This window comes from Actinoalloteichus hymeniacidonis, from assembly GCF_014203365.1.
GTDB lineage: Bacteria > Actinomycetota > Actinomycetes > Mycobacteriales > Pseudonocardiaceae > Actinoalloteichus_A > Actinoalloteichus_A hymeniacidonis.
Window position 1 is genome coordinate 2,847,062 of sequence record NZ_JACHIS010000001.1, and the last position, 26,923, is coordinate 2,873,984.

General features: G+C 68.5%; 27 protein-coding genes. 18 read left to right on the forward strand and 9 right to left on the reverse strand.

The genetic code is table 11. The annotated features are described in order from the left end of the window. The first annotated feature begins 377 nt into the window (after positions 1–377). Both BKA25_RS11840 and BKA25_RS11845 read left to right on the forward strand, forming a co-directional pair. The gene (locus tag BKA25_RS11840; protein ID WP_069849842.1) at positions 378–1,433 is read left to right on the forward strand and encodes a phytoene/squalene synthase family protein; all 1,056 of its coding nucleotides are present in this window, start codon (positions 378–380) and stop codon (positions 1,431–1,433) included. Between the two features lie 134 nt (positions 1,434–1,567). Beyond that, on the forward strand, positions 1,568–2,011 hold the full coding sequence (locus BKA25_RS11845) for a nitroreductase/quinone reductase family protein (protein ID WP_069849840.1): 444 nt from the start codon (positions 1,568–1,570) through the stop codon (positions 2,009–2,011). Positions 2,012–2,079: 68 nt separating this feature from the next. Here BKA25_RS11845 and BKA25_RS11850 read toward each other — a convergent pair whose 3' ends face one another. The 4 genes from BKA25_RS11850 to BKA25_RS11865 form a co-directional block, all read right to left on the reverse strand. Further along, positions 2,080–3,015 (reverse strand): transketolase family protein, encoded by a 936-nt coding sequence (locus tag BKA25_RS11850; protein WP_069849839.1) that lies wholly within the window; start codon positions 3,013–3,015, stop codon positions 2,080–2,082. Beyond that, a complete protein-coding gene (locus tag BKA25_RS11855; protein WP_069849836.1) occupies positions 3,015–3,716 on the reverse strand; it encodes a thiamine pyrophosphate-binding protein in 702 nt (233 codons plus the stop codon). Before BKA25_RS11855 ends, BKA25_RS11850 begins: the two co-directional genes overlap by 1 nt. Positions 3,717–3,790: 74 nt before the next feature. Continuing rightward, positions 3,791–4,603, reverse strand: coding sequence for a proteasome subunit beta (gene prcB / locus BKA25_RS11860; protein WP_172803799.1), 813 nt, complete (start codon positions 4,601–4,603; stop codon positions 3,791–3,793). A 198-nt stretch (positions 4,604–4,801) separates the two neighbouring features. Then, positions 4,802–7,126, reverse strand: coding sequence for a PQQ-dependent sugar dehydrogenase (locus tag BKA25_RS11865; RefSeq protein WP_084643058.1), 2,325 nt, complete (start codon positions 7,124–7,126; stop codon positions 4,802–4,804). 24 nt (positions 7,127–7,150) lie between these two features. Here BKA25_RS11865 and BKA25_RS11870 point away from each other — a divergent pair, with 24 nt between their 5' ends. Then, positions 7,151–7,543, forward strand: coding sequence for a hypothetical protein (locus BKA25_RS11870; RefSeq protein WP_069849834.1), 393 nt, complete (start codon positions 7,151–7,153; stop codon positions 7,541–7,543). A 137-nt stretch (positions 7,544–7,680) separates the two neighbouring features. Here the strand turns inward: BKA25_RS11870 and BKA25_RS11875 are convergent, their stop codons facing one another. Next, positions 7,681–7,833: a hypothetical protein gene (locus BKA25_RS11875; RefSeq protein ID WP_157421103.1), complete on the reverse strand. Its 153-nt coding sequence runs from the start codon at positions 7,831–7,833 to the stop codon at positions 7,681–7,683. A gap of 29 nt (positions 7,834–7,862) precedes the next feature. Continuing rightward, positions 7,863–8,426 carry a DUF4132 domain-containing protein gene (locus BKA25_RS11880; RefSeq protein WP_069849833.1) on the reverse strand — a complete coding sequence of 188 codons (564 nt, stop codon included), beginning with the start codon at positions 8,424–8,426 and terminating at the stop codon, positions 7,863–7,865. A gap of 654 nt (positions 8,427–9,080) precedes the next feature. Here BKA25_RS11880 and BKA25_RS11885 point away from each other — a divergent pair. Then, positions 9,081–9,770 carry a M23 family metallopeptidase gene (locus BKA25_RS11885; protein ID WP_236750279.1) on the forward strand — a complete coding sequence of 230 codons (690 nt, stop codon included), beginning with the start codon at positions 9,081–9,083 and terminating at the stop codon, positions 9,768–9,770. A 76-nt stretch (positions 9,771–9,846) separates the two neighbouring features. On the opposite strand, the gene BKA25_RS11890 is transcribed toward BKA25_RS11885, so the two are convergent. Further along, entirely contained in the window at positions 9,847–9,993 is a 147-nt protein-coding gene (locus tag BKA25_RS11890; protein WP_157421102.1) for a hypothetical protein, read from the reverse strand. A gap of 237 nt (positions 9,994–10,230) precedes the next feature. Between BKA25_RS11890 and BKA25_RS11895 the strand changes: the two genes are divergently transcribed. The 9 genes from BKA25_RS11895 to BKA25_RS11935 all read left to right on the forward strand — a co-directional run bounded on the left by BKA25_RS11895 (position 10,231) and on the right by BKA25_RS11935 (position 17,898). Continuing rightward, on the forward strand, positions 10,231–10,404 hold the full coding sequence (locus BKA25_RS11895) for a hypothetical protein (RefSeq protein ID WP_157421101.1): 174 nt from the start codon (positions 10,231–10,233) through the stop codon (positions 10,402–10,404). Beyond that, positions 10,401–10,748, forward strand: coding sequence for a hypothetical protein (locus tag BKA25_RS11900; RefSeq protein ID WP_069849828.1), 348 nt, complete (start codon positions 10,401–10,403; stop codon positions 10,746–10,748). The genes BKA25_RS11895 and BKA25_RS11900 overlap by 4 nt, the downstream gene beginning before the upstream one ends. Before the next feature lie 49 nt (positions 10,749–10,797). Next, the gene (locus BKA25_RS11905) at positions 10,798–11,391 is read left to right on the forward strand and encodes a hypothetical protein (RefSeq protein ID WP_157421100.1); all 594 of its coding nucleotides are present in this window, start codon (positions 10,798–10,800) and stop codon (positions 11,389–11,391) included. A 121-nt stretch (positions 11,392–11,512) separates the two neighbouring features. After that, positions 11,513–12,112, forward strand: a complete 600-nt coding sequence (locus tag BKA25_RS11910; protein WP_069849825.1) for a hypothetical protein — start codon at positions 11,513–11,515, stop codon at positions 12,110–12,112. Positions 12,113–12,295: 183 nt separating this feature from the next. Beyond that, a complete protein-coding gene (locus BKA25_RS11915) occupies positions 12,296–14,497 on the forward strand; it encodes an alpha-galactosidase (protein ID WP_069853743.1) in 2,202 nt (733 codons plus the stop codon). A gap of 150 nt (positions 14,498–14,647) precedes the next feature. Continuing rightward, positions 14,648–15,115: an ankyrin repeat domain-containing protein gene (locus BKA25_RS11920; RefSeq protein WP_069853742.1), complete on the forward strand. Its 468-nt coding sequence runs from the start codon at positions 14,648–14,650 to the stop codon at positions 15,113–15,115. Positions 15,116–15,295: 180 nt separating this feature from the next. Further along, entirely contained in the window at positions 15,296–16,060 is a 765-nt protein-coding gene (locus tag BKA25_RS11925; protein ID WP_069849823.1) for an SAM-dependent methyltransferase, read from the forward strand. 207 nt (positions 16,061–16,267) lie between these two features. After that, a complete protein-coding gene (locus BKA25_RS11930; RefSeq protein ID WP_069849821.1) occupies positions 16,268–17,044 on the forward strand; it encodes an alpha/beta fold hydrolase in 777 nt (258 codons plus the stop codon). A 203-nt stretch (positions 17,045–17,247) separates the two neighbouring features. Beyond that, a complete protein-coding gene (locus tag BKA25_RS11935; protein WP_069853741.1) occupies positions 17,248–17,898 on the forward strand; it encodes a phosphoribosyltransferase in 651 nt (216 codons plus the stop codon). Between the two features lie 101 nt (positions 17,899–17,999). Here the strand turns inward: BKA25_RS11935 and BKA25_RS11940 are convergent, their stop codons facing one another. Then, positions 18,000–18,968 carry a DMT family transporter gene (locus BKA25_RS11940; RefSeq protein WP_069849819.1) on the reverse strand — a complete coding sequence of 323 codons (969 nt, stop codon included), beginning with the start codon at positions 18,966–18,968 and terminating at the stop codon, positions 18,000–18,002. A gap of 201 nt (positions 18,969–19,169) precedes the next feature. On the opposite strand from BKA25_RS11940, the gene BKA25_RS11945 reads away from it, so the two are divergent. Beyond that, positions 19,170–20,132: an RluA family pseudouridine synthase gene (locus BKA25_RS11945; protein ID WP_069849817.1), complete on the forward strand. Its 963-nt coding sequence runs from the start codon at positions 19,170–19,172 to the stop codon at positions 20,130–20,132. Between the two features lie 4 nt (positions 20,133–20,136). On the opposite strand, the gene BKA25_RS11950 is transcribed toward BKA25_RS11945, so the two are convergent. After that, positions 20,137–20,931 (reverse strand): DUF3592 domain-containing protein, encoded by a 795-nt coding sequence (locus BKA25_RS11950; protein WP_069849815.1) that lies wholly within the window; start codon positions 20,929–20,931, stop codon positions 20,137–20,139. A gap of 153 nt (positions 20,932–21,084) precedes the next feature. Here BKA25_RS11950 and BKA25_RS11955 point away from each other — a divergent pair, with 153 nt between their 5' ends. From BKA25_RS11955 to BKA25_RS11970, 4 genes are read left to right on the forward strand one after another with little or no spacing between them, the layout of a single operon-like run. Beyond that, complete coding sequence (locus BKA25_RS11955; RefSeq protein WP_216637728.1) at positions 21,085–22,722, forward strand: hypothetical protein; 1,638 nt, start codon at positions 21,085–21,087, stop codon at positions 22,720–22,722. Next, positions 22,719–23,840, forward strand: a complete 1,122-nt coding sequence (locus BKA25_RS11960) for a hypothetical protein (RefSeq protein ID WP_069849811.1) — start codon at positions 22,719–22,721, stop codon at positions 23,838–23,840. The genes BKA25_RS11955 and BKA25_RS11960 overlap by 4 nt, the downstream gene beginning before the upstream one ends. Positions 23,841–23,843: 3 nt before the next feature. Then, a complete protein-coding gene (locus BKA25_RS11965; protein WP_084643057.1) occupies positions 23,844–25,562 on the forward strand; it encodes a tetratricopeptide repeat protein in 1,719 nt (572 codons plus the stop codon). Then, entirely contained in the window at positions 25,556–26,893 is a 1,338-nt protein-coding gene (locus tag BKA25_RS11970; protein WP_069849809.1) for a CHAT domain-containing protein, read from the forward strand. The genes BKA25_RS11965 and BKA25_RS11970 overlap by 7 nt, the downstream gene beginning before the upstream one ends. Positions 26,894–26,923: the final 30 nt, after the last annotated feature.

A 26,923-nucleotide genomic window follows, 5' to 3' on the forward strand; every position in this document is an offset into this window, starting at 1 on the left:
GGATGGTGATCGATCGTGTGATGGCAGGGAACTGCCCGCCTCAGTAGCCTTGAGCCGGGTCGTTCGCCGTATCGTGCAAGCTCTTTCGCTGGGTCTCTCGGCCGCAAGAGGCCGAGGTGCACGCGCCAGTGCAGGCACGGTATCCGGAGTCCTCGGCTATTCGGGCTCCGGTGGTGATCCCCGCAGTTATCGAGCCCGGATCGGTGGATTCCTCGGTGCGGGCGGCGATGATGGATCGATGGCCCGCAGCATCGTGCTGTGAGTGGTCGGTCTGCCGCGAAATCGGCGGAAGGTCGACCATGGCGGATCGTCCTCTCGTCGCCTTCGCGAGAAGCCCGCTCCCCGCAGCACCGACACCCCGGCGAGGTCAGACGACCATGGCGTTGCATGCGGCACCGACGAGAAGACTCGACCCGCTTCTCCGGGACTCCTATGCGCTGTGTCGACGGTTGCATGCCACGCACCGGCCCACCTACCTCGCGGCCCGGTTGCTGCTGCCGCCCGCTATCCGCCCCCAGGTGCATGCGGTGGTGGCCTTCTTCGCCGCCAGCGACCGAGTGGCCGATGTCGGCGACCCTCGAATGCGCGAGCGCGCCTTTCGGCACTGGTCGGCGGCTGCGGTCTCCGAGCTACGCCGGGGCGAGAGCCGACATCCCCTGCGACGCGCCTTGATCGACACCACCCGGCGCCATGGCCTGGAGCCGGAACTGTTCATCAGATTCCTGGAGGCCACCCGCGCCGACAGCCGGGGCGCTGCGGAGTTCGCCACCTTCGACGACCTGCGGGTCTTCCTGCGTGGCGTGTCCGGGACGGCCGCTCTGGTGGGCGCCCGCCTGCTGTGCACGCCGAGCCCCGAGCTGGACCGGCTTGCCTCGTTGATCGGTGAGGTGCACCAGCTCATCGACATCTTCTGCGATTTCGCGGAAGACCTGCCGCAGGGCCGCGTGTACCTGCCCGCCGAGGACATGGAGCGCTGCGAGGTCGACCGGGCGACGGTGCGACGCGGGGTCGTCGGCCCGGAACTGGATGCGCTGGTACGACTCCAGGTGTCCCGGGCCCGCGAGCTGCACCTCGAGTCGACCAGGATCACCTCCCTGGTGCCTGCCCGATTCCAGCCCTTCGCCCGCGCGGCGTTGGAGATCCACCGTAGGTACCTCGATGTCGTCGACCATCTCGGCTCGCGGGTGCTGCGGGAGGGTGCGTCCCTGAGCAAGGCACGGTTGCTGCGGTTGGCCTTGCCCCATGTCCTCGGTGGACGATTGGCGGGCGGGACCCGCCGAGCCGGACCCGGCGGCCATCGACCACTCGGCGTCTCGACCTGGCCTGCTGCCCTACAGCGCGGCGATAGAGCGCGGCCTGCCGTCGACGTCGACCTCTTCGAGGACCACCGGTCACGTCCGTCCGGTCGAGGCGGCCGCCGGTTCCGATCCTGACCTCGGGTGTGGCCGATCGATCCTGATGTGGCGTACCGGATTCGCTTCGAGGCACCCGGAAGCGATCCTGGTCGTCACCGAACTGGGCCGGACGGGTGAGTCGTACCGACCCACAGCCGACTACCGTTCAGTAGGTGAAAGCAGAAGGACTCCTTCGGTCGATCGCCTCGGCACACCAGACGGTGTACCAACGCACCGGCGGCCGGGTCGGTCATCGACTCATGATCCGGCCCACCCTGTTGCTGACCACCCAGGGACGTCGTAGCGGCAAGTCCAGGACCTCCGCGCTGGTGTACGGCACGGACGGCGCCGATTACCTCGTGGTGGCCTCGAACTGGGGCACGGAACGGCTGCCGGGGTGGCTGCACAACCTGCGGGCCGGGGGACCGGCCGAGGTCCTGGTCGGCCGCCGCCGCGTCGCCGTGACCTCCCGCGAGGTGCTGCCCGAGGACACCGATCACACGAGGCTGTGGGACATCGTCAACCGGGTCAACCGGGACCTGTACCGCCGCTATGCCAAGACCCTCAAGCGCCCGCTGGCGGTGATCGTGCTGACCCCGACGGACAGTCGCGGCTGAACGCGGTCCGGTGCCGGGCCGGGGTGTCGCCGAGGCACTCGACCCACCCCGTCGGCACCGGAGCACCGTCAGCCTGCCGCATCGAGGAAATCGGTGATCTGTCTGCGCAGTCCCGCCTCGTCGATTCCGTGCAGGACATCGTGCTCGGCTCGGGTGCCGTAACGCCGTGCTTCCGCGGGGCCGATGCCTAGTCCTGACACGCGGTGCCGGATCCCGGCCAACGACCGGGTTACCTCGGCGATCGAGGTTCCCCGGAGATAGGGCTCGACCAGCACGACCTCCGGAGCGTCGAGGGTGGCGCGCAGCGTCTCGCCGTCGAACGGCCTGATCGTGGCGGCGTAGAGCACGGTGACGTCGAGGCCCTCCGTCGCGGCGACGGTGCGGTCCGCCATCGGGCCCACCGCGATCACGGTCCCCCGTGTGCCACGCCGTAACACCTGCATGCGGCCGTCCCGCCCCGCCAGCGGCCTGCTGTTCGCGTCCCCGCCCAACCGGACGTAGACCCGTCCGTCACCGCGCACCGAGGTGCGCAGCAGTGCCTCGGCCTCGTCGGGGTGCCCTGGAACGTGCACCGTCCAGTCCTGCAGGGTGTCCAGCAGTGCGACGTCGCGATAGCCGAAATGGGTCTCACCGCCCTCCGGCCAGTCGTAGGAGCCACCCGCACTGACCAGTACCGCGCCGACCCCCTGGTGTCCGAGGTCGAGTTTGACCTGTTCGAACGGTCGCTCGATCAAGAACGGCGCGAAGGTGTGGGCGATCGGCCGCAGGCCGGTCAGCGCGAGACCACCCGCGACGCCGATCAACAGCTGCTCGCGGATCCCGACGTTGATCAGCCGGTCCGACACCGCCCGTGCCGCCGCCGAGTCCACATAGGACGCGCCGATCTCGGCGAGCACGGCGGCCAGCCGATCGTCCTCGGCGAGCAGTTGGGGAAGGATTCGGTAGAACCGGTCGCGCTGGTTCTCCCCGGAAGTGATCGTCTCGTTGTCCATCGTGCTCGTCATCAGCGTTCCTTCGGCTCGACGTGGGCGATGACGGCGTGCGGGCGGTCGCCCGGCGCCGAGGTGAAGGCCTGTTCGAGCTTGTCGAGATCGCGGCCATCGACCTCCACCGTCGACCAGCCCTCGAGCGCGAAACGGGCCGCGATCCCGCCGGGCCAGCCCAATGAGGCGGAGGAGTTGTCGATCACCACGGTCGTCAGCCTGTCGAGCCGAGCGCGTCCGGCGTATTGAATGGCCTCGAGATTGCTGCCCTCCTCCAGTTCGGCATCGCCGACGAGCACCACCACGGCGGCATCGTCGTGTCCGGTGGCGCGCAGTCCCAATGCGGTGCCGACGGCCAAGCCCAGGCCGTGGCCGAGGGAGCCGGAGCCGATCTCGACGCCGGGCACCAGGGTGCGGTCCGGGTGATAACCCAGCGGCGAGTCGAAGCCGCCGAAGCCACGCAGTTGGTCGGTGGTCAGGAACCCCTTCGCGGCCAACACCGCGTAGTAGGCCATCGGTCCGTGGCCCTTGGACAGCAGGAACCTGTCACGACCTGGGTCGTCGACGCGCGCGGGGTCGACGCGGAGAATCCGGTCGTAGAGCACCCAGATCGTCTCCAACGTGGAGGTGGCGCTGGGTTCGTGTTTCTCGTCGCCCGTCATCAGAGTCAGCAGCGCGAGCAGGTCTTCGTGACCGTAGTCGGTCCTCGGTGGTGCGTTCATGACACCAGCCTGTAACCTCATCAAAGGTTGAGGTCAAGCATGGTGATCACGAACACCCCGATCGGGTGTACCGGTCAGTCGGCCGCCACGAGCTCGGCGGCGATCTCCTCGGTGGGAACCGCCGCGTACCCGCTTTCGTCGATGCAGGACACGAGCGGCAGCAGGTGCCCGGGCGCCTGCGGTCCACCGGTGGCGGTGTCCTCATCGGCCGCGTCGGTCAGAGCCGTCAACACGATGCGGATCGCCTCGCTCCGGGTCAGCTCCGGCCGGTACAGCTTCTTCAACGAACCGAGAGCGAAGGTGCTACCGGAGCCCGCACCGCCGTACTCCCGTTGCTCCGAGGCCGAACCGCCGATATCGAAGGTGAAGACCCGGGCGGCGCCCGCGTGGTCGTCCCATCCGGCGAACAGCGGGATCACCGCCAGCCCCTGTCGGGCCGGGCCCAGGTTGCCTCGGATCAGGGTCGAGACCCGGTTGACCTTCGCCGGGAAGCTGAGCGCCACACCTTCGATCTTCTCGTAGTGCAGCAGTTCGAGTTGGAACAGCGACACCAGGCGCATCGCCGTGCCGACCGTGCCCGCGAAGGCGATACCGGAGTGACTGTCGGCGGGCTCGAGTTTGCGGAGGTCGCGCTGGGCGATGAGGTTTCCCATCGTGGCACGCCGATCGGCGGCCATCACCACGCCGTCGCGGTAGTGCATCGCCACCACGGTGGTGCCGTGCGGCAGCTGTGCTTCGTCCGGGGCGATGGGGACGGATATCTCCGGCAGCGCCTGGGGCGCGCAGGTCTGTAGGAGTCGGTAGAACGACGAGCCGTTGAGCCGCAGCAGCGCCGCGGACTCGGGATCAAGGAGGTGTCGTCCCGCACGATTGTTCGATGCCGTCACTGCGGTGTCCTCTCGGTTCGAGGCTTTCCACCGAAGGCCCATCTCGAGGTTCATCTCGGGAGAGGGCTCGGCTCGTTCCGGAAGCCTCGATCACCGTATCCGCACGGGAAGGTGCCGGCCAAGATCATGTCGACGAGCGGTGTCCCCGGGGTCCGGCCGGCATAGTGGACGGACCCCGGGGCGATCAGTGGTAGCCGCTCACCGGCGGAGGAACCGGTGATACTGCTGGCTGATCGTGCTCGGTGCCGCAGCGGTGTCCAGGAACATCAGGGAATCCATCCGGCAGTTGCAGGGATTGGCCTCCCGATCGTTCTGCGGGAAGCTGCCGCCGATCTTGATCCCCTTCGGATCGGTGGCGGACGTGCCGGAACCATCGACCTCCCATGGGTCGTCGGACCGGGTGTAGAAGCCCGGAATCGACTCGCCGTTGCGGTAGAGCGCCATCTCGCCCGTGGTGTAGTCGAAGGTCGCCGCCAGGTGCACCCATTCGTTCTGCGGGAGCAGCTCCTGCCAGTCCTGCTGCGCGGCGAAGGTCTGGGAGGCCGCGCCGTCGATGCGGCGGCCCAACGCCACCAACCGCAGCTCACCGTCGACCTGGATCAGCTCCAACAGGGCCCGGACCTCGTGCCCGTCGGAGCTTCCGCTCAGGATGCCCGCCAGTCCGACGGCGTTGTAATAGTCGTCGGGGTCCTCGGTGTTGGAGTTGGGACTCGGGTTCTCGCCGGTCATCTTGAACCAGCCCATCACCGTCGTCCCCTCGACGCCGTTGAACGCCTCGAAGGACTCCACGCCGTCTTCGTCGAAGATCCCGGCCTTCCAGTCGTCGTTGCCGTTCTCCTCCGGCGCGATCTGCTGCACTTGCAGCGCGTTGTTGCTGCCGGGGAACGCCCCGTCGGCGACCCGCATGTCCGTCTCGCCGTTGATCAGACTCAGCAGGGTGTTGGACGAGCCGAGATCGGCCTCGTAGGAACCGTCCACCGCGAAGGGGTTCTCGAAGTCGTAGTGGGCGACCAGATTGCGTTCGACCTTGCGGGTCACCTCCGACCCGGCGCCGCGTTTGGTGTCGACGACCCGCCAGATCTTGCCGTTGGACTTGGCCAGCAGGTAGAGCTCGCGATCCGAGTCGATGCCGAATCGCAGGTCGACCCGGCCCTCGCCGACGAAGTCGCTCATCCGCAGCCGGGTGCCCTCGGTGTCGAACAGCTGCAGTTCGTGCAGCGGCGCACGTGTCTGGCCCCGCCGCATCTCTTCGACCTCGGTGTAGAACACCTTGCCGTCGACCAGATCGCCGAAGATGTACTTGCCGCGCAACTCGGCCAACTCGCCGCGATACACCTGGCCACCGGAGATGGCGTGGCCGCTGTCGGAATCACACGGCCAGTTCGCGGGCGGGTCGTGGTCGTAGGCCGCAACGGGGTACACGTAGTCGTACTCCGCGTCGTCCTCCGGCAACGGGTAGAGGTAGCAGCCGTCCTCCCGGCGGTACTGCAGGTCGCCCTCGCGCTCGCTCCAACCGAGGTTGTCGCCCGCCTCGACCTCGTAGACCGCCTCGACCGCGTGCTGACCGATGTGGCCGAGGTACATGGCGTTGTCGCGTTCCGGATCCCAGGTGAAGCGGTGCGGATCCCGCATGCCCAGCGCGTAGATCTCGCCGAGCGCGTCGGGCGTGTCGACGAAGGGGTTGCTCGGCGGGATCCCGTAATTCCCGTTGGGGCCGTCGGTGCCCGCCGGGTCGATGCGCAGGATCTTGCCCGCCGGGTTGTCCAGTTCCTGCGGCGCATCCGAGCGCACGCCGATGCCGCCGTCGCCGACCGCGAGGTAGAGCAAACCGTAGTCCTCGTCGCCGGACCGTGCGGTCGGGTTGAAGTCGATCTGCTGGATCGCGTGGATATAGGTGGAGAAGCCGTAGCGGAAGATCTCCCGGCTGCTACCGCTGAACACATCGGCGCTCGGATCGTCGGCGGTCCACTCGGTGATCACGCTCTGCACGACCGAATCCGGCTGATTCGGGTAGGTCGGCTCCTCGTTCTCGATCGCCGTCTCGTCCTCGGTGTGCGTGGTGTAGAAACGGCCGTTCTCGGCGAACTCTGGGTGGAAGGTGACGAACCCGAAACCACTGCCCATGCCCCGGCCCGAGAAGAAGTGCTCGAACTCGGCGGCGAAGTCGAGATAGACGTGCTGGTCCCCGCCGTCGAGGAGATAGAGCGGACCGTTGAGGTCGGGGATGTACTCCCGTCCGGAGCCGTCGGGGACCTCGCCGACGAAGTTGATCCGATTGTGGCGGATCAGCCGGGGGTCGGTGGCCGGCGGCGTCGCCTCGGATTCCGGAAGCTGCGCGTATTCATCGAGGACCAGACCGAGGCGGGATTGGATCGGTTTCTCGGGTATCGGGTCGGTGATCGGTTCGTCGGCCGGATCGGCCGCCGACGTCGAATCGCTGCCCACCGCCGTCGGCGGTATCGACAGGGTGCCCGTGACCGCGATCGCGGTCAGCACGGGAACCCACCATCTGCGCTTGCCCACTGTCGGACTCCATCCCTGCCGTTGGTGTTGGTCGACGCCGGTGGCGGTCAACACTTCTTGGCACACTCGTCGGTCGTCATCGACGCCGAGCGCTTGCGCTTGTCCGCTCTAGACCGTTCTCGGATCTCCGGCACGCACGACGACCGATTCGTGGGTGCGCAACTGATCGTCGAATGGGTGCCGGTGGTTATGGTCGAATTCTGTAAGCGCTTTCCGAGGTTAGGCACCCTGCGTTGTGCAGGCAAGGCATCGCCGGCACTTCACCGTCGGGGCGAAGCGGTGGTCATCGCGAGTCTTGCGGTCGGCCTACAAACGATGACCAGCTGTTTCGCCGATCAGACGTGCGGCGATGGCCGAATCGAGTCGTTCGACGACAACGCCTCGACCGCTTTCGTCGAAGCCGGTAGGAGCGCATAAGAAGAGGCGATGAACGAAGTCCGGGTGAACCGCGTCGCCCTATTGGGTCAGCCGATGAACTAATCGAGATCGGTTCCCGCAATGCAGTCGGACAACGCGTTCGAGAACCGACGATTACGCCGACGGCCCTACGGTGCTCACCCCGAGACCACCAGCCGAGCCGCCTTCTCCGTGGCATTCGGGACCGGGACGACCGGAATAGGCTGCCCGCCACGCCGAGGTGCGAGGTGCGGGTACCACGCCTCGGGTAGCACGAGGGTGTTCTCGTCGGGAACCGGATGGTCAGTCATGAGTGGCGCTTCCTGCAGCGATGGATGGCTCACCGAGCCAGTTGGGTGAGGTCGTAGACGATCTTGTGGCAGTCCACCTCGTCGAGCACGTTGAACTGGGTGACCGCGTGTTCGGCCTCGGTTCGGACCTCACTCAACGGCGTTCCCTCGCAGACGAGACGGACCTCCCTGAGCGTCTGTTCCTTGGCATTGACCGATGCCCCGGGGGTGTAACCCGGATCGAGCCAGATCTCCACCCGTCGATCTGCGGCCACCGGCCGGTGGAACATCGTGACCGGGCCCTCCTCCGCGCGATGCCAACCTCGGCGCAGCAGCGAGGACAGCGCACGGGTCGGGACGGTGCTGCCTTCGAAGCGGCTCAGCCGCGGGCCGGCCCGTTCCTCGTCGGTCAGCGGCGGGACGACGGCGCCGATCTGCGGAAACGATTGCATGATCTCGTAGTCGGCGAAGATCGCCGCCCACCGCGTCAGGTCGTCGTGCAGCATCGCCGGGTGAGCCACACCGATCAGCGCCCCGGAGGGCAGGGGATAGGCGTCATCGTCGAGGTCGGTGGGCGTGCGGTCCTCCGCCAGCCGGAACGACGCCGTGGTCACGCCGTCCTTCTCCGACCAGCCACACCAGCGCGCGGGCTATGTGCCAGCCCGACGTTGCGATAGTTCAATGGCCGATGTCCTGCCGAGCCCTTCTGCTTGGGGCGGATCTCGGGCAGCCAACGGGGAGTCGTCATTCACTGTTGCTTCGGTGGTAAATGAAAATGATGGCGGACCGTAGCCGTGGCCAAGCAATGCCGAGACCCCTGTGAGCTTCTGTGGCCGCCGGTGCGCGCGGGGTTTGCGGTGCAGTGCAAGGAACCGGTCGACCGAGCCTGCCGCAGCCGAGACCGTGCCTGGCGGGCGGTTTCCAGAGTTCGTGGATCAGTCGCAGGCGCTCCGAGGTCTGGTCGTTGTGGGCGGCGGTTCGGCGGGGAGTGGTGACGCTGCGTCGAGGTTTCACGGGTCGGTTCGTGCCTGATGGCGGTCCGGGTCACATCCGGTGGTGGCGTTGGGTGAGCGGCGCTTAGGTTCGGATTTGTACGTCACGCCCGGTCATCACGACGCGGCCCCCACGAGCGGCCGGTGTCGGAGCCCCTTTCAAGTCCTCTTCATCTTCTTCGTGTGGGACATGGGGCAGGTCGGATCGCCGACCTTTCGATGGCCTTCCTTTGGGCGCCCCGTGTTCTGTTTCCTTGAGTTGTATTGGAGCTTGGTTTGACGCTGCGTACCCGTAACCCGTTCGTTCGTTCCTCCAGGGTTGGTAAGTCGGCTGTGTCGGCGGTGTTGGCCGGTGCGTTCCTGCTGGGCGGTCAGCCGCTGTTGGCCGGTGCCACCGAGACCCCCGCCCCTGCGTCTGCTGATGGTGGGGTCACGGCCGAGCAGGACGCCGGTGCGGCGATGGCCCCGCTGTACAACGACGTCGCTCCGACGTTGCAGTTCCACACCCTCGCGGGTGAGGCGCAGGCCCATTCCGCCCGGGTCGCCGAGCAGGCGGCTGCGGAGGCGGAGGCCAACCGTCCGGAGTTCGTCAAGCCCGCCGAGGGCACCTTCACCTCCGGCTACGGCGCCCGGTGGGGCACCAACCACTTCGGTATCGACATCGCAGGCCCCATCGGCACCCCCGTGGTCTCGGCCACCGATGGCACGGTGATCAACGCCGGGCCGGCTACCGGCTTCGGCCAGTGGGTCCGCGTCCAGGCACCCGACGGCACCATCACCACCTACGGCCACGTCGAGACCTTCACCGCGAGTGTGGGTGAGCAGGTCAAGGCCGGGGATCAGATCGCCACGATCGGTAACCGTGGCCAGTCCACGGGGCCGCATCTGCACTTCGAGGTCAACGTCGGCGGCCAGAAGCTCGACCCCCAGCCGTGGCTGGCCGAGCGCGGCATCACCGTCCAGTAAGAAACACCCGAGCAACAACACCCGAGACCCCCGCCAGAACAACCTGGCGGGGGTCTTCTCTGTGCACCGTCGGCTGTCAGTCGAAGAGCGGAGCCAATCCGTCGAGCAGCCGGGCCAGCCCGAATTCGGAGGTGGCCTGCAGGTCCGGTGGTTCGGTGGCGTTGAACAAGAGCGGGAACCGCCCGGTGGCCTCCAGCTCCGCGAGTTCGGCGGTTTGGTCCACCCACCACAGGTCGTTGTCGACGCCGGTTTCCTGTTACTCGTCGGATTCGGAGCCGAGCCAACCTGCCAGCCCCGCCACGAAGGCGATCACGGAGACGATTGCGTGGGTGGCAGGCGTGTACCTGCCTGGTTGGTCGGCTCCGAGTACTCGCATCATCCATCCGGTATGCGCCAAGCCGCCGGGTACGAGTATCGGACGGGGGCACCGAGACGACCGTGACTATCCACGGGTGTCGCCGTGGCAGGCGGCGGGCCGAACGACATCCTGACCACCCGGCACCTCGTCGCCAAGGGGAGCCAGACCGACATCGGCCGGGCACTGGCCGACGAGGCCCACTCGCGCTTCGGTTGGTTCCCGCGACGGGCGGCGACCGACTTCGCAACCGGGCGACCGAAGGCCCGCTCTGCGTGACCAACCACCTGTTACACCGGTATCCGGATGCCGCCGCCCTTCCCGACGACAATGCGGACACCCACGAGACCTACCAACGGATGCGGATCCTCGATCGCGAGACCCGCCGAGGTGAGGCAGCCGTCTCGTCGCCGACCGCGATGCGGGCTCTGCTCGCCGAGGTGGCACCGACCGCGGATCCCGAGTGGCGCGCGATCTGGCACTCGGTCATCGACGTCGACGAGCGGAGTCTCACCGCCGGTTTCTATCTGGGTGAGTCCGATTCCGGGACGATCCGACACAGCGAGGAGATCCGATTCCCGGTGCGGAATCGCCTCGATTCGTTGGCCGCACTCGACGTCTGATCCGGGCGGACCAACCGAAGCGGCGACCCCCGCCGGCTAGCATGCCCCCGTGTCGTCACCAACCGATCCTCCGGTGCTCACCCTGAGGCCCACCACCGAACGGCGGGTCTTCACCGTGGCCCTCGCGGTGATCATCTCCTCGATCTTCATCATGCCGGGAGCAGTCACCGCAGGTTGGATCGGCATATTGGTGGGACTGGCGGTGGTCGCCGCATTCGTCGGTCTGGTGGCCCTCTCGCGATTTCGGCCGTTGGTCGTCCTCACCCGAACACACCTCGGACACCGAGGCATGTTCGGCGGGATCCGCTGGATACCGCGTTCGCTGGTGAAGGGCATCGTGCACGGGCCGGTACTCCTGGGCAGGACCGCGCCCCACACCGTCTTCATCGCCGATGAAGGCGGACGTTGTCTGTTGCGCCTGATGGATGGAACCTTCGAGCGGGCAGACCTGGACCGGCTCGTGGCGCAGCTGCCCGCGCCGGTCTACCCGCTGCCGCTGCGAGCTCTCACACCGAACAAACTCGATCTGTTATATCCGGGTCTGACCTCGTGGTGGGAACGCCACCCGATCGGACTGGCCTTCATCATTCTCGCCGCAGTCTTGATCGTGACTCTCTGCACCGCCGTCATCATCGCGCTCTGATCCACGCAGTGCGCCCTCCACCGGGCTCCTTGCCACCCGGCGGTGTCGGCAGTCCGCCGTCTTATCTCGGCTTCTGCGCGAAGCGTCCGATCGGCGGATCACCGCTGGTTAGCATGGCCGGGTGTCGTACGCAGCCACCTCGGCGGTTCTCACCGTGCAGCCGTCGACGAAGCATCGAACGCTCTATCTGATCCTGGTGGTGTTCCTGCCCTCGATCGTCATCCTGCCCGGAGCGTTCGCGCTCGGCTGGGTCGGCGGTGTCGTGGGCGTGCTCCTCACCGGGATGTTCGTTGTGTTGGCCGTGTTCTCCCGGTTCCGGCCGCTGATCGTCCTCACAGCGACGCACATCGGGCATCGAGGCATGGCAGGCGGCATCCGCTGGGTACCGCGTTCCCTACCGAGGGCCGTGGTCCAAGGCGACGTGTTTATGGGCAGGACCACCCAGCACACCGTCTTCGTCGCCGATGGTGCAGGCCAGCGACTGTTACGGTTCTCGGACGAGATCTTCGACCGTAGCGCGCTGGATCGGCTGGTCGCCGAGCTTCGGCTTCCGGTCTACCGGCTCGAGCGGCGGGTCTCCTCTCCGAAACAGATCAACGAGCTGTATCCGGGACTCATCGGTTGGCCCGAGCGCCATCGATTCCTCGTGGCCTTCCTCATCGTCATCTCGGTGGTCGTGCTGGTCGCGTTGACCTCCACGGTTCTCATCCCCAGGCCGTGACGCGCCGACCGCCAGCCATTGGGGCCGGCGGGATCGGGCCGAAGAGACCGGCCGCTCGCCCTACCGGTACCCGGGTGCGGGGAAATAGGTTGTCGAACGACAGTGCTTCCCGGCGATCGCCGGGCCGGCGAGGCCGCAGCCTTAGGCGATCGACCGCCACACCGAGACGACCCTGGAGTGTCGATGCCCCCGCCCACCTCGAGGAAGACGACTCCGGAAGCCGATCAGCTCATCCATCTCCGTGCCGCCGGAACAAGCCTCGTTCTTTTCACCGACGACGGGCGGCTGCCCTCGGTCCTGCACTGGGGCGCCGACCTCGGCGCGGCCGCCGACGAATTCCTCACCGAGCTGTACCTCGCCGCGCGACCGAGCCCGGCGCCCAACGATCTCGACGAGATCACCGTGGTCGGTGTCGACGTGCTCCCGGAACACGCCTCGGGCTGGCGCGGCAGGCCGGGATTGACCGGACACCGCGAGGGGCAGGGTTGGTCGCCGCAATTCCTGCGGACCGCGCTCACCGTGACGACCCCGGCGGCGGGCGGCGGACGTGTCGTGGCCGAAGGACTGGACGTCCAGACCGGTCTGGCCATGCTGCTGGAGATCGAACTGCTGCCCAGCGGGCTCGTGCGGCAACGCGCGACCGTCACCGCGACCGCCGACTCGTTGGGCGAATCCGGCGCACCCTATGCACTCGACGGACTCGCCCTCGTGCTCCCGGTGCCACCGGTGGCCACCGAACTCCTCGATCTCGCCGGACGCTGGGGCCGGGAACGCGCTCCGCAACGCGCCCCCTTCATCGTCGGCTCGCACACCAGGGAGAACCGTCGAGGCCGCACCGGGGCCGATGCCCCGCTCATCCTCGCCTCGGGCACCGACGGGTTCGACTTCCGATCCGGTGAGGTCTGGGCGGTGCACACCGCCTGGAGCGGCAACCACCTCGCCTACGCCGAACGACTGGCCGACGGCACCTCGGTGCTCGGCGGCGGCGAACTGCTGGCATCCGGGGAGATCCGCCTCGCGGCGGGGGACTCCTACGAGAGCCCATGGTTGTACGGCTCCTACGGCCGGGGGCTCGATGAGATCGCGGCCCGCTTCCACCGGCACCTGCGCGCACGCCAGCAGCACCCGAAAAGCCCGAGGCCGGTGGTGTTGAACACCTGGGAGGCCGTTTACTTCGACCACGACCTCGATCGGCTCCTCGCGCTGGCAAGGCACGGCGCCGAGGTGGGAGTCGAACGCTATGTGCTGGACGACGGTTGGTTCCGGCATCGGCGGCATTCCCGCGCGGGCCTGGGGGACTGGTATGTCGACGAGGAGGTCTGGCCCGACGGGTTGACCCCGTTGATCGACGAGGTTCGCGAGCTGGGCATGGAATTCGGGCTCTGGGTCGAGCCGGAGATGGTCAACCCCGATTCCGACCTCGCCAGGGCCCACCCCGAATGGATCCTGGGCGTCGGCGAGCGGACGCCGCTGCTGTCCAGGAATCAGCTGGTTCTGGACCTCGACAACCCCGAGGTATACGGCTATCTGCTCGAACGCCTCGACGCGTTGCTGCGGGAGAACCGCATCGACTACCTCAAGTGGGACCACAACCGGGATCTGATCGACGCCGCCCATCGGCCAGCAGGCACCCCGGCGGTGCATCGACAGACCCATGCCCTCTACCGGCTACTGGACGAACTGCGTGCCCGCCACCCGAAGGTGGAGATCGAGTCCTGTTCCTCGGGTGGGCTGCGTATCGACCTGGGAATCCTGGAACACACCGACCGGGTGTGGGGCAGCGACGTCATCGACCCCCTGGAACGCCAGCAGATTCAACGCTGGACCACCCAGTTGCTCCCGCTGGAGCTGATCGGTTCCCATGTCGGTGCACCGCGATCGCACACCACCGCCCGCACCCATGCGTTGTCCTTCCGGGCGGGTACCGCGCTGTTCGGCTCCTTCGGTATCGAATGGGACCTGACATCGGCGTCCGCCGAGGACCGGGCCGAACTGGCTCGGTGGGTGGCGTTGTACAAGGAGGTTCGCCCGCTTCTGCACAGCGGAGTCCTGGTGCGGGACGAACAGCATGACCCGGCCTTCGCGGTGCATGGCATCGTCGCCGCCGACCAGACCGAGGCGCTGTTCGCCTTCGTTCAGCTGGACACCCCGCTGACCGCGATCCCCGGTTCGATCCGCCTGCCCGGGCTGGACCCGGACCGGTGCTACGACGTGCGGGTGCAGGCTCCCGGCGAGAGGCCGTCGCTCCGGCAGCCCCGAACCGCGCCATGGATCGAGCACGGGGTGCGACTCACCGGCCGGATCTTGACGGAGGTCGGCCTCCGAGCTCCCGCGCTGCATCCGGAACAGCTGTTGTTGCTGCGAATCGAGGCCGTGAACGAGTGACCCGACACGGTCGACCCCGAGTCCGGCGAGGATGACGGGCGACCGTGTCTTCGGGCAGGTCGTGGTCGCGAGAATATGGACTTGAGCTGCGCGGATGCTGCCCGTCCGGCCGTCTCGGGGTTTCTGGATCACGCCGGCTACACTGCCCCGATGACGGACTCAGCGGACCCGCGTGCCACGACCGCCCCGCTGCGTAGCCGCATCGGCGACGCAGCTGCCAGCGGGGACGCGACCACCCTTGCCGCCTTACTCGCCGAGCCCGGTGCGGCCGAGGTTCTCGCCGAGACATCGGGCACCACACCGCTGTATTCCGCTGCGGTCAACAACCACGAGGCGGCCGTCCGGTTGCTCTTGGAGGCCGGAGCCGTCCCCGACGTGGAGAGCAACGGCGGCCCCGACGAGGGCACCCCGTTGTGTGCGGCGGCCTCCTGGGGACACCTGCCGGTGGTGCGGCTGCTACTGGAGCACGGCGCGGACCCGAATCTCAGCGAGGGAACCCATCCCGACGCCGACGTCGACGCCGCGGGCATGGCGCCCTTGGACTGGGCCGCCATCGGCGGCCACGAGGGTGTGATGGCCGCTCTGCTGGCCGCTGGCGCCCGCCAACCGGCGATCTGACCCCTGAGTCGCCTTCGGCCCGTAACGCCTCGGTGCTGCCGACAGCGCGGTACCCGGGCCATGCCAGGCCGGGTTGGCGTTCATAGCATGAGGTCGATCTGGCTCTCTGGGTTCGCAGCGGGCCGCCCTGCTGCTGAAAGTGAGCTGCGTGGCGACTCTCGACGGTGCTAGACAGGCGGGATGGATCGTCAGTTGATCTCCAACCTCGCCCACGCGGACCATCCGATCTCCGCACCCGTCAGCGATGTCAATGTCCGAACCCTGCTCGACCGGGCGATCTGCGGGTCCTCCGATCGGTTGCTGGACCTGGGCTGCGGACAGGCCGAATGGTCGGTACGGGCACTGAGCGCGCACGGTGGTGCCACCGCTATCGGTGTCGACCGGTCCGCACTCGCGCTGAACAGCGCGGGCGCCGCCGCGCGCCGCGTCGGTGTCGCCGATCGTCTGCGGCTGGTCGAGGGCGACATCACGGAGTACCGGTCCGAGGACAAGGCGGACGTGGTGTTGTGCGTCGGGGCCGAGTATGCGTTCGGTGGGCTGTTGCCGACCTTGACGGCTGCGGCAGGTCATCTCACCGACGACGGCGTGCTGCTGCTCGGCGTGAGTATCTGGGAGCGCGAACCCGACGCCGCGACGCTGGAGGTGTTCGGCGTTCCCGCCGACGAGTACGCCGACCTCGCAACCACCGTCGAGCGGATCGTCGAAGCCGGCTGGACCCCGACCTACGGACACGTCAGCACTCGCAGCGAGTGGGACGACTACGAGTGGAACTGGACGGGAAGTCTCGCCCGCTGGGCATTGGACAATCGGGACCATCCCGACGCCGCGACCGCGCTCGCCGTGTCCGCCGACCACCGTGACGGCTGGCTGCGGGGTTACCGAGGAGTGGCCGGATTCGTGGTGTTCGTGCTGCGCCGCACCTCGGTGTCGCCTGTCCAGGGCTGACGAGACGAGACTCCCACCAGCACAGCGGGATTCCGTGTCCCAACTCAGTGTCTCCCTGGTGATGTGGGACACGCCGAAACGCCGAACTCCGCACGGTCAAAGGAGATCAGTCCCTCACTCGCGTGAGTTCGTCGCGCGCATGTCGGTCTGCGATGGGAAGGTTCGTCGGTTCGGCAGACGTAATACCGGAAATGGGAGCGACAAGACATGAACACAGTGACATCGCACGACGGCACGAGTATCGCCGTCGACCGCTCGGGACAAGGGCCTGCGGTGATCCTGGTAGGCGGGGCGTTCAACACCAGGTCCTCGGCGGCGCCGCTGGCCGAACTGCTGGCCCCGCGTTTCACCGTGTTCACCTATGACCGCCGAGGCCGGGGCGACAGCGGCGACACGGCGCCCTACGCCGTGGCGAGGGAGATCGAGGACCTGGACGCGGTGATCCAGCTCGCGGGAGGCTCGGCGCTGGTCTACGGACACTCCTCCGGGGCGGCCTTGGCGCTGGATGCGGCTGCGGCGGGCTCGTCGATCAGCAGACTGGCGCTGTACGAGCCACCGTTCGTCGTGACCGACGGACCCCGCGAGGGCTCCACCGAATACACCACCCGCCTCGGTGAACTGGTCTCCGCCGGGCATCGAGCCGAGGCTGTCGCACTGTTCCTGTCCTCGACGGGCCTGTCGGCCGAGGCCATCACCCGGATGCGGGCCACCCCGGTGTGGACCGATCTGGAGGAACTGGCGCACACCCTGCTGTACGACAACGCGGTGATGGGCGACGGTTCGTTGCCCACCGACCGCGCCGCCGCCGTGGCGGTGTCCACCCTCGTGCTCGCGGGTGGGGCGAGTCCGGCGTGGGCGAGGGAATCCGCCCAGGCCCTGGCCGAGGCGGTCCCCAGCGCGCGCCAGCGGACCCTGGAGAACCAGACCCACGACGCCGAGCCCGCAGCCCTGGCCACGGTCCTCACGGAGTTCTTCGCGGGCTGAGACCCGGAGCGAGACGGAATCGGGGACCGGCGGGGCCAGTGCGAGACGGGATACCCCTGCGACACGGGACGATCGACGGTCGGGGTCTGCCGCCGTTACTCCGGGCGGCCTCCCCGCGCAGCGCAGCGGGCCTACCCGAAGGCGGCGACCCCACCGACGGCCGAGGGTTTACCGCAGACAGTCGGTCGGGTATGGCTGCACTCATGGCTGCCGTGTCCGAGGTCTTCCTGGATCGTCCGGCGGCGGGTCGGTTGCTGGCGGCCCGCCTTCGGGGACGTGACTGGCACGACCCCGTCGTGTTGGGGCTGGCACGCGGCGGCGTGCCGGTCGCCGCGCAGGTCGCGTGGGAGCTGGATGCGACGTTGGACGTGCTGGTGTCGAGGAAGATCAGCCTGCCGGGTAATCCCGAGTTCGGGGTCGGGGCGGTGACGGCCGACGGCCCGCCGTACTACGCCGAGCAGACACTCGACACGTTCGGGATCGACGCACGCGACCTGAGCCAGGCGTGCGCCGGTGAGCGCGAAGAGGCCCGGCGCCGGGTGCTCCGCTATCAGGGCGATCGGGCGCCGACACCGCTGCGAGGACGAGACGTGCTGGTCGTGGACGACGGTCTGGCCACCGGCGTCACGGCGACCGCCGCGCTGCGTGCGGTGCGACGGGACGAGCCACGTCTGTTGGTCTTCGCGGCTCCGACGTGCGCATCCGACGCGGCAGCCACCCTGTCCCGGGAGGCCGACGAGGTGGAATGCCTGTCGCTTCCCGCCGACTTCGTCGCGGTGGGTCAGTGGTATCGCGACTTCCCACAGACCTCCGACGACGAGGTGGTCGCGCTGCTCACGGCCGCTAGGGAATAGCGGCCGAGGATTCACCGACGAGTCCCCGACTGGTGCAGGGTGTCTCGCCGAACAACCACCCGAGGCGCGAGGGGTGTTGCCCCCAGAAGCGCGCCGGTTCCTCATCGCTCGTTCGATCCTCCTCGTCTCGCGGGCGACTGGAGGTCTCGGACACCGGCAGGCACCAACGCCGCTAGTTGGCCATGTGCCGCCATGATTCCCAGGATGACCAACAGCCCTCCGAGCGGTTGATTCCAGGTGAGCGGCTCACCGAGCAGCACGGTGCCCAGGACCACCCCGACGACCGGGGACAGATAGGTCACGGCTGCGGCGTTGGCGGCACCCCAGGCGGCGATGATGTTGTTGTTCCACACGTACGCCATGCCGGTGCCGAATGCGCCCAGGACGAGCATGCTCAGAATCGTCACGCCGCTGAGGCCTTCGATTGGGGTGCCCGCCAGCCACGGGGTCGTGACCACCATCAGAACGGCACCGATGAGTACTTGGACGAAGGCCAACGGCGCGGCGGCCACGCCCCTCCCGGTGACGAATCGCCGCAGGTAGGTGAAGGCGAGGCCGTAACAGACGGTCGCGCCGATGCACGCTGATTGGGCTACCAGGCTGTTGTCCGTTCCCAACCCGTGCCAGGGGCCGACGATGGTCAGGACTCCCAAGAAGCCCAGCGTCAAGCCGACGACACGATGGCGGCTCAAGCGCTCGCCTGCCAGTGCCACGGCCGCCAGCGGCATGGTGATCAACGGGGTGGTGGCGTTGAGAATGCTGGCCAGCCCCGAGGAGATGTGCTGTTGAGCCCAGGCGAAAAGCGTGAATGGCATGACACACAGCAAGAGGGCCACGACCGTGAGATGACCCCAGACCCGAATATCTCGCGGGAGCCGGCTTCGGGTTACCAGGACCAGAAGCCCGAGCGCCAGCGCGCCGACCACCAGACGTGCCCAGACCACCTGGGTGGCCGACAGCTCGCGCAACCCGAGCTTGATGAAGAGAAAACTCGACCCCCATGCCAAGGCCAGCAGCACGAACTGTCCGACGATGCCCGCCCGGGTCTGGGTGAACCCTCGTGCTCTCATCTCTTCCTCCGCCACAGCAGTGCTTCGAGGCGTGCCGTGCGCATCGCCATACCTGTAAGACGGTCGCGGAGTGCAAAACGTGAGATTCGGGGCGCTACGAGTTCTCGCCCGCCCGGAGCAATGCGGCGGATCGCCGGTGAGTTGCCGCCGAATGGGCGGGCCAACCCGTGCGGCGCTGCCGCCGGTTAGGCTCTCCCGACGATGAGACGCAAGCTCGCTTCGCCGCTCCCACAGCGCCATGGCCTGGACGCGGCCCGATTGTGGTTGCCGCCCGAAGGCTCGTGGGCGACGATCCGCGACCATCTCGTCGAACGACTGCCCAGGGTCGATCCCGCCCGAATCGACGCGATGCTCGTCGGGCAGGAGATCATCGGCATGGACGGACCGGTGAAGCTCGACGCGCCCTACCGGCCGGACTCCTTCGTCTGGTTCCACCGGGATCTGCCGGTCGAGGTGCCGGTGCCCTTCGAGATCCGGGTCCTACATCGGGATGAGGACCTCGTCGTCGTGGACAAGCCGCACTTCCTGGCCACGATCCCTCGGGGCAGGCATGTCGTGGAGACGGCGCTGGTCCGCTTGCGTCGAGAACTCGACCTACCCGAGCTCAGCCCGGCCCACCGATTGGACCGCGTGACGGCGGGGTTGGTCATGTTCGTCGTGCGGCGGGAGCGACGCGGCGTCTACCAGACGATGTTCCGCGACCGACGGGTGTTCAAGGAGTACGAGGCGATCGCCGAGGCGGACCCCGCACTCCGGGTGCCGCGCACCGTCCGCAGCCGGATCGTCAAGGAACGCGGGATCATCAACGCCCAGGAGGTCGAGGGGCCGCCCAACAGCGAGAGCGTGATCGAGCTGCTCGCCGAGCGATCGGGCCTCGGCCGGTATCGGCTGCTGCCCAAGACGGGGCGCACCCACCAACTGCGCTTGCACATGAGCAGTCTCGGGGTGCCCATTCTGGGCGACGACTTCTACCCGACATTGGTGGAGACCGCCCTGGACGACTTCCGCCGACCATTGCAACTCCTGGCGAAGGTCTTGGAGTTCACCGACCCGATCACCGGTGAGCCGAGACGTTTCGAGAGCCGGTCCACCCTGACCGCCTGGACGTCCTACGCCGACTGGGCGGGGGACGACCGGTCGGGGTCGGCCGGCTCGTCGAGTTGAGCGCTCAGGCGTTCATCGGCGTGGACACGACGACCTCACTTTCGTCTCCCGGCAGGTAGTGCACCTGGACGACCTTGCCGACCTGCAGCCGGGCGACAGCGGTGGCGGGCATGAACCGGTCGACCTCGGCGCCGAAGGTGGTGCCGTTCGGCCTGGTCACGGAGAGAGTGAGGTTCATCCTCGGGTTCCCTTCGCGGATCTCGCCCTTGGCCGACACCGCCTGCACGACGGCCTGCGCGGTGATTCCCCGCTTGACGATGTCCAATCGGGCCTGGGTGGTGATGCCCTTGCGGATCAGCAACTGGTTCAGCGCGTCCTGGGCGGCGGAGTCGTCGTCGGACCGGTCGATCTCGACCTTGTCGGGGCGGTGCGGCAGATAGCGGACCGGCAGGACGACACCGGGACGTAGCATCGGCAGCTCGGTCACGGTGACGACCATCCTGGCGTGCGAGGAGAAGACGCGTCCCTGCGCGTCCTCGACGTCCAGGTCGATGCGCACCTCGGGTTGATCGTTGATCGACATCCCGGTCGGCCGGACCGAGGTCACGGTGCCGACGCCCATCGATCCGTCGCGGAACTCGGAGCTGTTTCGCCAGGAGAAGGCGGCGACCACGCTCTGGCCGGTGAAGGCGAACACCATCGGTACCAGGCTCAGCGCGATGATCGGCGCCACCATCTGCGGTCCGACCCAGCTCAGCCCGAACTCGTTGTCCGCCTGATCGGTCAACCCGTACCACACGTAGTAGCCGAGGGATCCGAAGAGGAAAATCAGTGCGGCTGCGCGAATAATCTTGATCATGACCTTGTCCTTCTCGGCGGCGAGGCGCAGGTGATCACGTCTCGGAGCGGCGATCCGGCTCGGGTTCGAGCCGCTGTCGTCGACGTTAGGAAGCCTTGCCGCGCTACCGATCCCAGGTTTGGCGGAGATCGATCCGCCGCATAGCCTCGAAACATGCGGACCAGCTCACCGGAGCCCCGGCCTGCGGCGGTGCCGGAAGCCCCGCCTGCCCAGCCTGCGAGCCGAGTCCTGCCGTCGGGCTCGGAGATCACGGCGGCCGCCGAGCCTGCGGGCCGTGGGAGAAGACCGAAGGCGATGGTGCTCGCCGAGGTCTGGCGCGGACTCGACGGGGTGGGACCGCTGAGCAACGCACAGGGCGGGCCGCTGAGCCGCACCGTGAAGCTGATCCTCGATCCGTTGGTGCTGCGCCCGGTGCACAACCCGGCGTGCGCCGGGGCGCTGCTCACCGCCGAGGGGGTACGGAGGCTGAGCGAGTTGGTCTCGACCGCCGCCGAGCCACTGCGGCACACCGCGGCCTGGTTCACGGTGTTCAAACAGGTGCGGCGGCGGTTGCGGATCACCGAGGGCAACCCGCAGGACCTCTATTTCCAGCGGTGTCACGAGCTCGCCGTCATCAGCGGCGGACCCGAGGAGTCGACGGCGGAGACGGTGGTCGAACACGAGCTGCGCGCGCTGCATGGCGCGGTCGGCGGCCGGACGACCCAGGCGCTCCGGGAGTACATCGCCGCGCACCTGGCGGAGCTGGAGAACCTGATCTCGGTCAGCTGGTCACGCCTGCCCGATCACCTCGGGCGCGGGGTCGAACCGGGTGGGCAGCGGATCGAACTGATCGACCGAGTTCTCGACGCAGGCCCCACCGCGCGGCCGGGGGCGGCCGGACGATCAACGATGCGGGGCGCGCGTCCGGTCACTGCTCCGATCGAGGTTCCCACGACGGACGGCCGCGAGAACGGTGCCCGCGCCTTGACGGCCCTGGTGGCCGAGCGTGCGGGCACCGCACTGGGCCTCGGATTGCGGTCGCTCGTCGCGGCGTCGGCAACCGCCGGTTCGACAGGGGAGTCCGAGCCCGCTCCGATACGGCCCGCAGCGGCTGCCGATGGATCCGAGACATCGCCCTGGACGGCCCGACGGCTCGGATTGACCCGCCATGCCGCACCCCCGATGCCCGAGATCGGTGGGTCGGCCTCCACGTCGACGCTGGGGCTGCCCTTCGACCGCACGGTCCACGAACGAGTCTTCACCGTGTTGCAGACCGCTCCAGATCGCGCCGCACTGCCATCGATCCCCGAACTCGTGCACGAGGAGATCGACCGGTCCTGCGCACCGTGGGCGCTGGCCGACGAGTCGCTCCGGGTGGCGGCGACCATCGGGGTGCGCTTCGCGACCGGTCTACGTCCGCTGGGGGACCGCGGTCTCGCGTCGGCAGGCCGAACCGCGGCACACCGGACTGTCAACGCGCGTTGGCGACGCGAGGCGTACGTCCTACAGGCCCGCCGACTGGCTCTGAACCCTGTCGAACCATCGAGCAGCCCCGGACCGGCCGATCCACTGACCAGACTCGCCGCCGAGCTGACCACTCCGTGGCAGGGGTACCTACGCCGGCTATGGGTCCGCCTGCACGGCCGCGACGTTCGAGCCGCACCGGTCACCCGGGTGGACGACCTGTGGGACCTGCTCGATGGGGTAGCCCGATCGTTGATCCTGGATCACCGATCTCGGGTGCGCCACGCCCTGAGCCTGCGCTCGACCCAGAACGGCCCCGAGGACACGATCGAGAGGCCGGTGCGATGAGCGGTTCGATCCGGCTCCGGCGCACTCCCGCAGGAGAGTGCGTCATCACTCCGACGGGCACCGACTCGCCGCCGCCCACCGTCCTGGCAGACGAGCCGGATGTGGACGTCGCCGTCCTGGAGGTCGCAGGCGGTCATCTCACCTGGAGCGTGCTCGCCGACACTCCGATCGCCTGCGCGGTGCTCGACGATGTCGAGGCGGCCCAGAGCTGGCTGTGGGCGCTCTACGGCGAACGGGTCGCCGTGGTGGTGGACGCGCTGGCCATCGAGCCACTCGACCCCGACGAGCGGCCGGAACAGGAACTGCCGATCGATCCGGTGCACCCCGACCTGGTGGCACGGGCGCACCGACTCGCGTTCGCGCAGTGGGCGCTGCGCTGGTGGCCCGCCTCGGCGATCGACGACATCCCGCCGCTGGACCGAGGGCTGTTGGAGCGCGAGATCACCGAGCTCATCGAGGAGTGCGACCAGCTCTTCGACGGGATCGACGCCGCCGAGGCCGCCGGGGTGGCGGATCGGCCGGGCGAGATCGACGATCTCGTCGACAGCGAACCGGGAACCGCACGGGATTACGCGCTGGCCGCCGGTGCGGGCGGCACCGACAACTCGGGCGGATCGGTGCTGGCCGGTGGCAATGGTGGCTCCGACTGGCGTTGTTATCCACCGGGACTGATCGACGCGGCCGAGACCGCGGTGTCCTGGGAACTCGTGCGGATCGCGGCCCGCACCGTCGTCGAGGTCAGCGTGGTCGCCGCACCGGGCCTGGACGCGCCCGACTCCTCTGCGATGCCCACACATCTGCTGCCACGGGCCACCCTGCACGCGGAGGCCGCCCCCGTCGTCGACGTCGACCTTCAGCTGCTGTCCGACACCTGGGTCGGTCGGGCGTCCTCGACGGCGACCCCGGCGAAGCCGCTGCGGGTAGGCATCACCCTGCCCGGATTCGGTGCGGTCGAAGCGGATCGCGATCCGGCACGCGCGCGTCGAACCAGAGAGCGGATCCGGACCCTGGTGCGCGCCAGGTTGTCCCGGGTTCACACGGCCGAGCACGGGGATCCAGCGCTGGACGCGACCGCCCCACTGCTTGCCGAACTCGCCGCTGTGGAACAGGACTTCTGACCAGTGCACTCGCCGACGACTCCCGATGACGACCTCCCGGAGTTCCACAGCCGGCGCGTCGACCACCCGACGCCGAGCAAGGACCGACCCTCTCAGGCGGCTGTCGCAGGCCCGGACCCATTCGGTGAGAAGGCCGTCGATCCCGCCCGCTACCAACGGATCGCCGACCTGTTGGCGAGGGGTGCCGAGCTGGCGGGGACCGGGGACCTCGCGACGGCCCGGACCGTGTTCACCGACGCCGCCCGAGTGGCCGAGCAGCCGCCAACGCTGGGAGATCTGCGCGCCCGCGCATTGACCAATGCGGCGGGCATCGCCGACGAACTGGGCGACCACCTCGGCGCCGTCCCCGCCTTCCGGGAGGCGTTGCGGTGGTGGGAGGCCACCGGGAACCCCGCGTCGGACGGCTTACGCGCAGGCGCGTTGATCAACCTGTCCCAAGCCCTGCAGCATCTCGGTGACCTCGACGCGGCGCAGACAGCGCTGGAATCGGCCCGGAAGATCATCCTCGACGCCGCGCCCAGCCCCGGCGTCGACCACGCCGAGTTGATGCTGTCCTGTCTGGTCTCGCTCACGGCGGTCGCCCGACATCAACGCCGCCTCTCCGACGCGGGCGAGTTGGCCAGACAATCCCTGGAGGTGGCCGGGCGAATCGCCCCGCACCGCACCGGATATCCGCTGATGAACCTAGCGGCCGTCCACGAGGAGACGGGCCAGTGGGACCTCGCCCAGGATTTCGCCCACCAGGCACTCGCGGCTTTCGAGGCCGCGGGCGACCGAGTCGCCGTGGCGGAGAACCAGCTGAGCCTCGCGATCATGTACATCCGTTGGAATCGATTCGCCGACGCCGAGGCCCAACTGGTTCCCGCGCAGCGTTTCTTCAACGCGGCGGGGATGGATCACTACCTCGCGATGTGCACGAAGATGAGCGCCTATCTCCTTGCCTCGGCAGGGGAACACTCGCGGGCCAACGAACTCTTCCACCGGAGTCGGTCGCTGTTCGAGAACACCGGGGCGGTGGTCGAGGCAGCGGAGGTCCGGTTATCGTTGGCGCTGGTCGCTGCGGCGCAGGGTCGTTATCTGGACGCGGAAGGACTTCACGACGAGGCATACGCGGTGTATGCGGAACGCGGGTTGAGCCTGGCCTGTGCCCAGCTCGACTTCCGGAGGGCGCTGTTCCTCGAACAACAAGCGGTGGCGCAACCGCATTCGGCCGCCACACTGCTGCCCAGGGCATTGGACCTGGCTATCCCCGCCGCACTGGCCATCGACGCGGTGCGATTCACCCTCACCGATGGTCGCCGACGCGCGCAATGGCAGCGCATCGTCGCCGAACCGGCCTGGGAGCTGGCCTTCCGGCTGGCCGCGACGGTCGGCGACGTGCGGTTGGTCGCGGAGCTGGTCGAGACGCAGTGTGCGGGCACGCCGTTGGCCGGCACCGGAACCCCGGAAGCGATCGAGCCGGTACTACCGATGGCCCTGCTCGATGCGACGCCCCCATCCGATCGAGGCCCCGCCGATGCCGACGCGACCCGACAGGCCGGGGCGTTCCACCTCGGCGCTGCGCTGGCCGACTACGCCGCCGGATTCGGCCTCGCTGTCGCCCCGCCGCCGAGGCTGGCGATGACGCCGTCGAACGTCGTGGCACTGGCACACCACCTCGGGATGGCCGAGGACCGCTACGGGGTCGAGATCAGGGAGGCTCGGGTGATCCCGACATGGTGACCGCACTCGAACCGGCGGGATCGGACCAGCCGACCGTGCTGTTGCGGATGGCCGATGCGGACGACCTCTACCTGAGCTGGCGGTGGGCCGAGGATCTCGCGGCGCCGGGCGTGGCCAGGGTGCCGGAGCAGCTGGTCCGTCAAGCGCTGGCCGGGTTGGCCGCCGCATTGCCCGGAGGCGATGCCACCGATACCGGTGCGGCCGGGCTGACGCGCGCGCTGCGGACGGGACACTTCGCCGACTACGAGGCCGAACTGGCCTTCGCCGAACTGCTGTCGCGGATCTTCCTTCCCTACGGGCTGGCCGTCGCCCTACACGAGATGCAGCTGCGAGGCGTCCGGCCGCATCTGCGGATCCAACCGTCGCCTCGGGTCGCCCAGATCCCGTGGGAACTGCTGGCCCCCGACCGGGATCTCCGATTCATCGAGCTCGCCGACATCAGCGTGCTGGCCCCGGCGACCATCGTGCACGCACCGACGCGGCGTCCCCGGTCCTGGGAGCGGACTCGGGAGCTGCCTATCGCGGCCGTCCTCGACCCCCGGATCCCGGGCTTTCGCGCGGACTCGATGCTGGGTTCGGTCCTGGGACGGATCTCGCCGACGGATCCGGTGGCGGGCTTGGTGGCGAACCACGCTCGGCGACATCGGCTTCGTCCGGAGATCTCCGGACCCGACGCGGCGGTGGAGGCCTTCCGCCGCACCGATCTCGATCGCGATTGGCTGGCCGCGACGCTCGCCGCAGGCGCGAGCAGGCTGCTCTACGTCGGACACGTGACCGCGGCGGCTCCCGAGACCGGGCGTAGCGAGGACGCCCGCCTGCACCTGGCCTGCACCGCCGAGACACTCGGCCACACGCCGCCGATCCGCGGGCACCGGCCGCTGTCGGCGAAGGACCTCCTGGTGGGGACCCACGGTCTGCACGAGCAACCCCGCAGCGGTGCGGACCACTGGCCGATCCCGAGCCGAGTCGCGCTGATCGCCTGCGAGAGCGGCGGCGATCTCCGATTCGGGGAGGCGCTGGGGCTGGCCTCGGCGATGGTCCACGGCGGTGCCGAGCTCGTCACCGCGACCCGATGGGTGCTGCCCACGGATCTGGCGTTCCAACGCATCGCCGGGGTGGACCGGACCGTCCGGCCGTTGCAGGACGCGATCGTGGCGATCGACGCCGCACACGAGACCGACCAACCGGTGCGTGCCATGGGCAGCTGGCAGCGGGAGTGTCTGACCGCGTGGCGGACCGACCGCTCCATCGAGCATTCCCCGCTGCTGTGGGCCGCCTTCGCCACCGTCGACGCGACCAGCGCACTGCCCGCCGAAGTCGCCCTCGACTGACCATCCCGCCACGACGGAGTGGCCGAACAA

Excerpts from the sequence above, each read along its gene's own strand:
- BKA25_RS11840 (WP_069849842.1), top strand. The coding sequence starts at position 378 with ATGGCGTTGCATGCGGCACCGACGAGAAGACTCGACCCGCTTCTCCGG.
- BKA25_RS11850 (WP_069849839.1), bottom strand. The coding sequence starts at position 3,015 with ATGACGAGCACGATGGACAACGAGACGATCACTTCCGGGGAGAACCAG.
- BKA25_RS11855 (WP_069849836.1), bottom strand. The coding sequence starts at position 3,716 with ATGAACGCACCACCGAGGACCGACTACGGTCACGAAGACCTGCTCGCG.
- BKA25_RS11875 (WP_157421103.1), bottom strand. The coding sequence starts at position 7,833 with ATGACTGACCATCCGGTTCCCGACGAGAACACCCTCGTGCTACCCGAG.
- BKA25_RS11915 (WP_069853743.1), top strand. The coding sequence starts at position 12,296 with ATGCCCCCGCCCACCTCGAGGAAGACGACTCCGGAAGCCGATCAGCTC.
- BKA25_RS11920 (WP_069853742.1), top strand. The coding sequence starts at position 14,648 with ATGACGGACTCAGCGGACCCGCGTGCCACGACCGCCCCGCTGCGTAGC.
- BKA25_RS11925 (WP_069849823.1), top strand. The coding sequence starts at position 15,296 with ATGGATCGTCAGTTGATCTCCAACCTCGCCCACGCGGACCATCCGATC.
- BKA25_RS11930 (WP_069849821.1), top strand. The coding sequence starts at position 16,268 with ATGAACACAGTGACATCGCACGACGGCACGAGTATCGCCGTCGACCGC.
- BKA25_RS11935 (WP_069853741.1), top strand. The coding sequence starts at position 17,248 with ATGGCTGCCGTGTCCGAGGTCTTCCTGGATCGTCCGGCGGCGGGTCGG.
- BKA25_RS11940 (WP_069849819.1), bottom strand. The coding sequence starts at position 18,968 with ATGAGAGCACGAGGGTTCACCCAGACCCGGGCGGGCATCGTCGGACAG.
- BKA25_RS11945 (WP_069849817.1), top strand. The coding sequence starts at position 19,170 with ATGAGACGCAAGCTCGCTTCGCCGCTCCCACAGCGCCATGGCCTGGAC.
- BKA25_RS11950 (WP_069849815.1), bottom strand. The coding sequence starts at position 20,931 with ATGATCAAGATTATTCGCGCAGCCGCACTGATTTTCCTCTTCGGATCC.
- BKA25_RS11955 (WP_216637728.1), top strand. The coding sequence starts at position 21,085 with ATGCGGACCAGCTCACCGGAGCCCCGGCCTGCGGCGGTGCCGGAAGCC.
- BKA25_RS11960 (WP_069849811.1), top strand. The coding sequence starts at position 22,719 with ATGAGCGGTTCGATCCGGCTCCGGCGCACTCCCGCAGGAGAGTGCGTC.
- BKA25_RS11970 (WP_069849809.1), top strand. The coding sequence starts at position 25,556 with ATGGTGACCGCACTCGAACCGGCGGGATCGGACCAGCCGACCGTGCTG.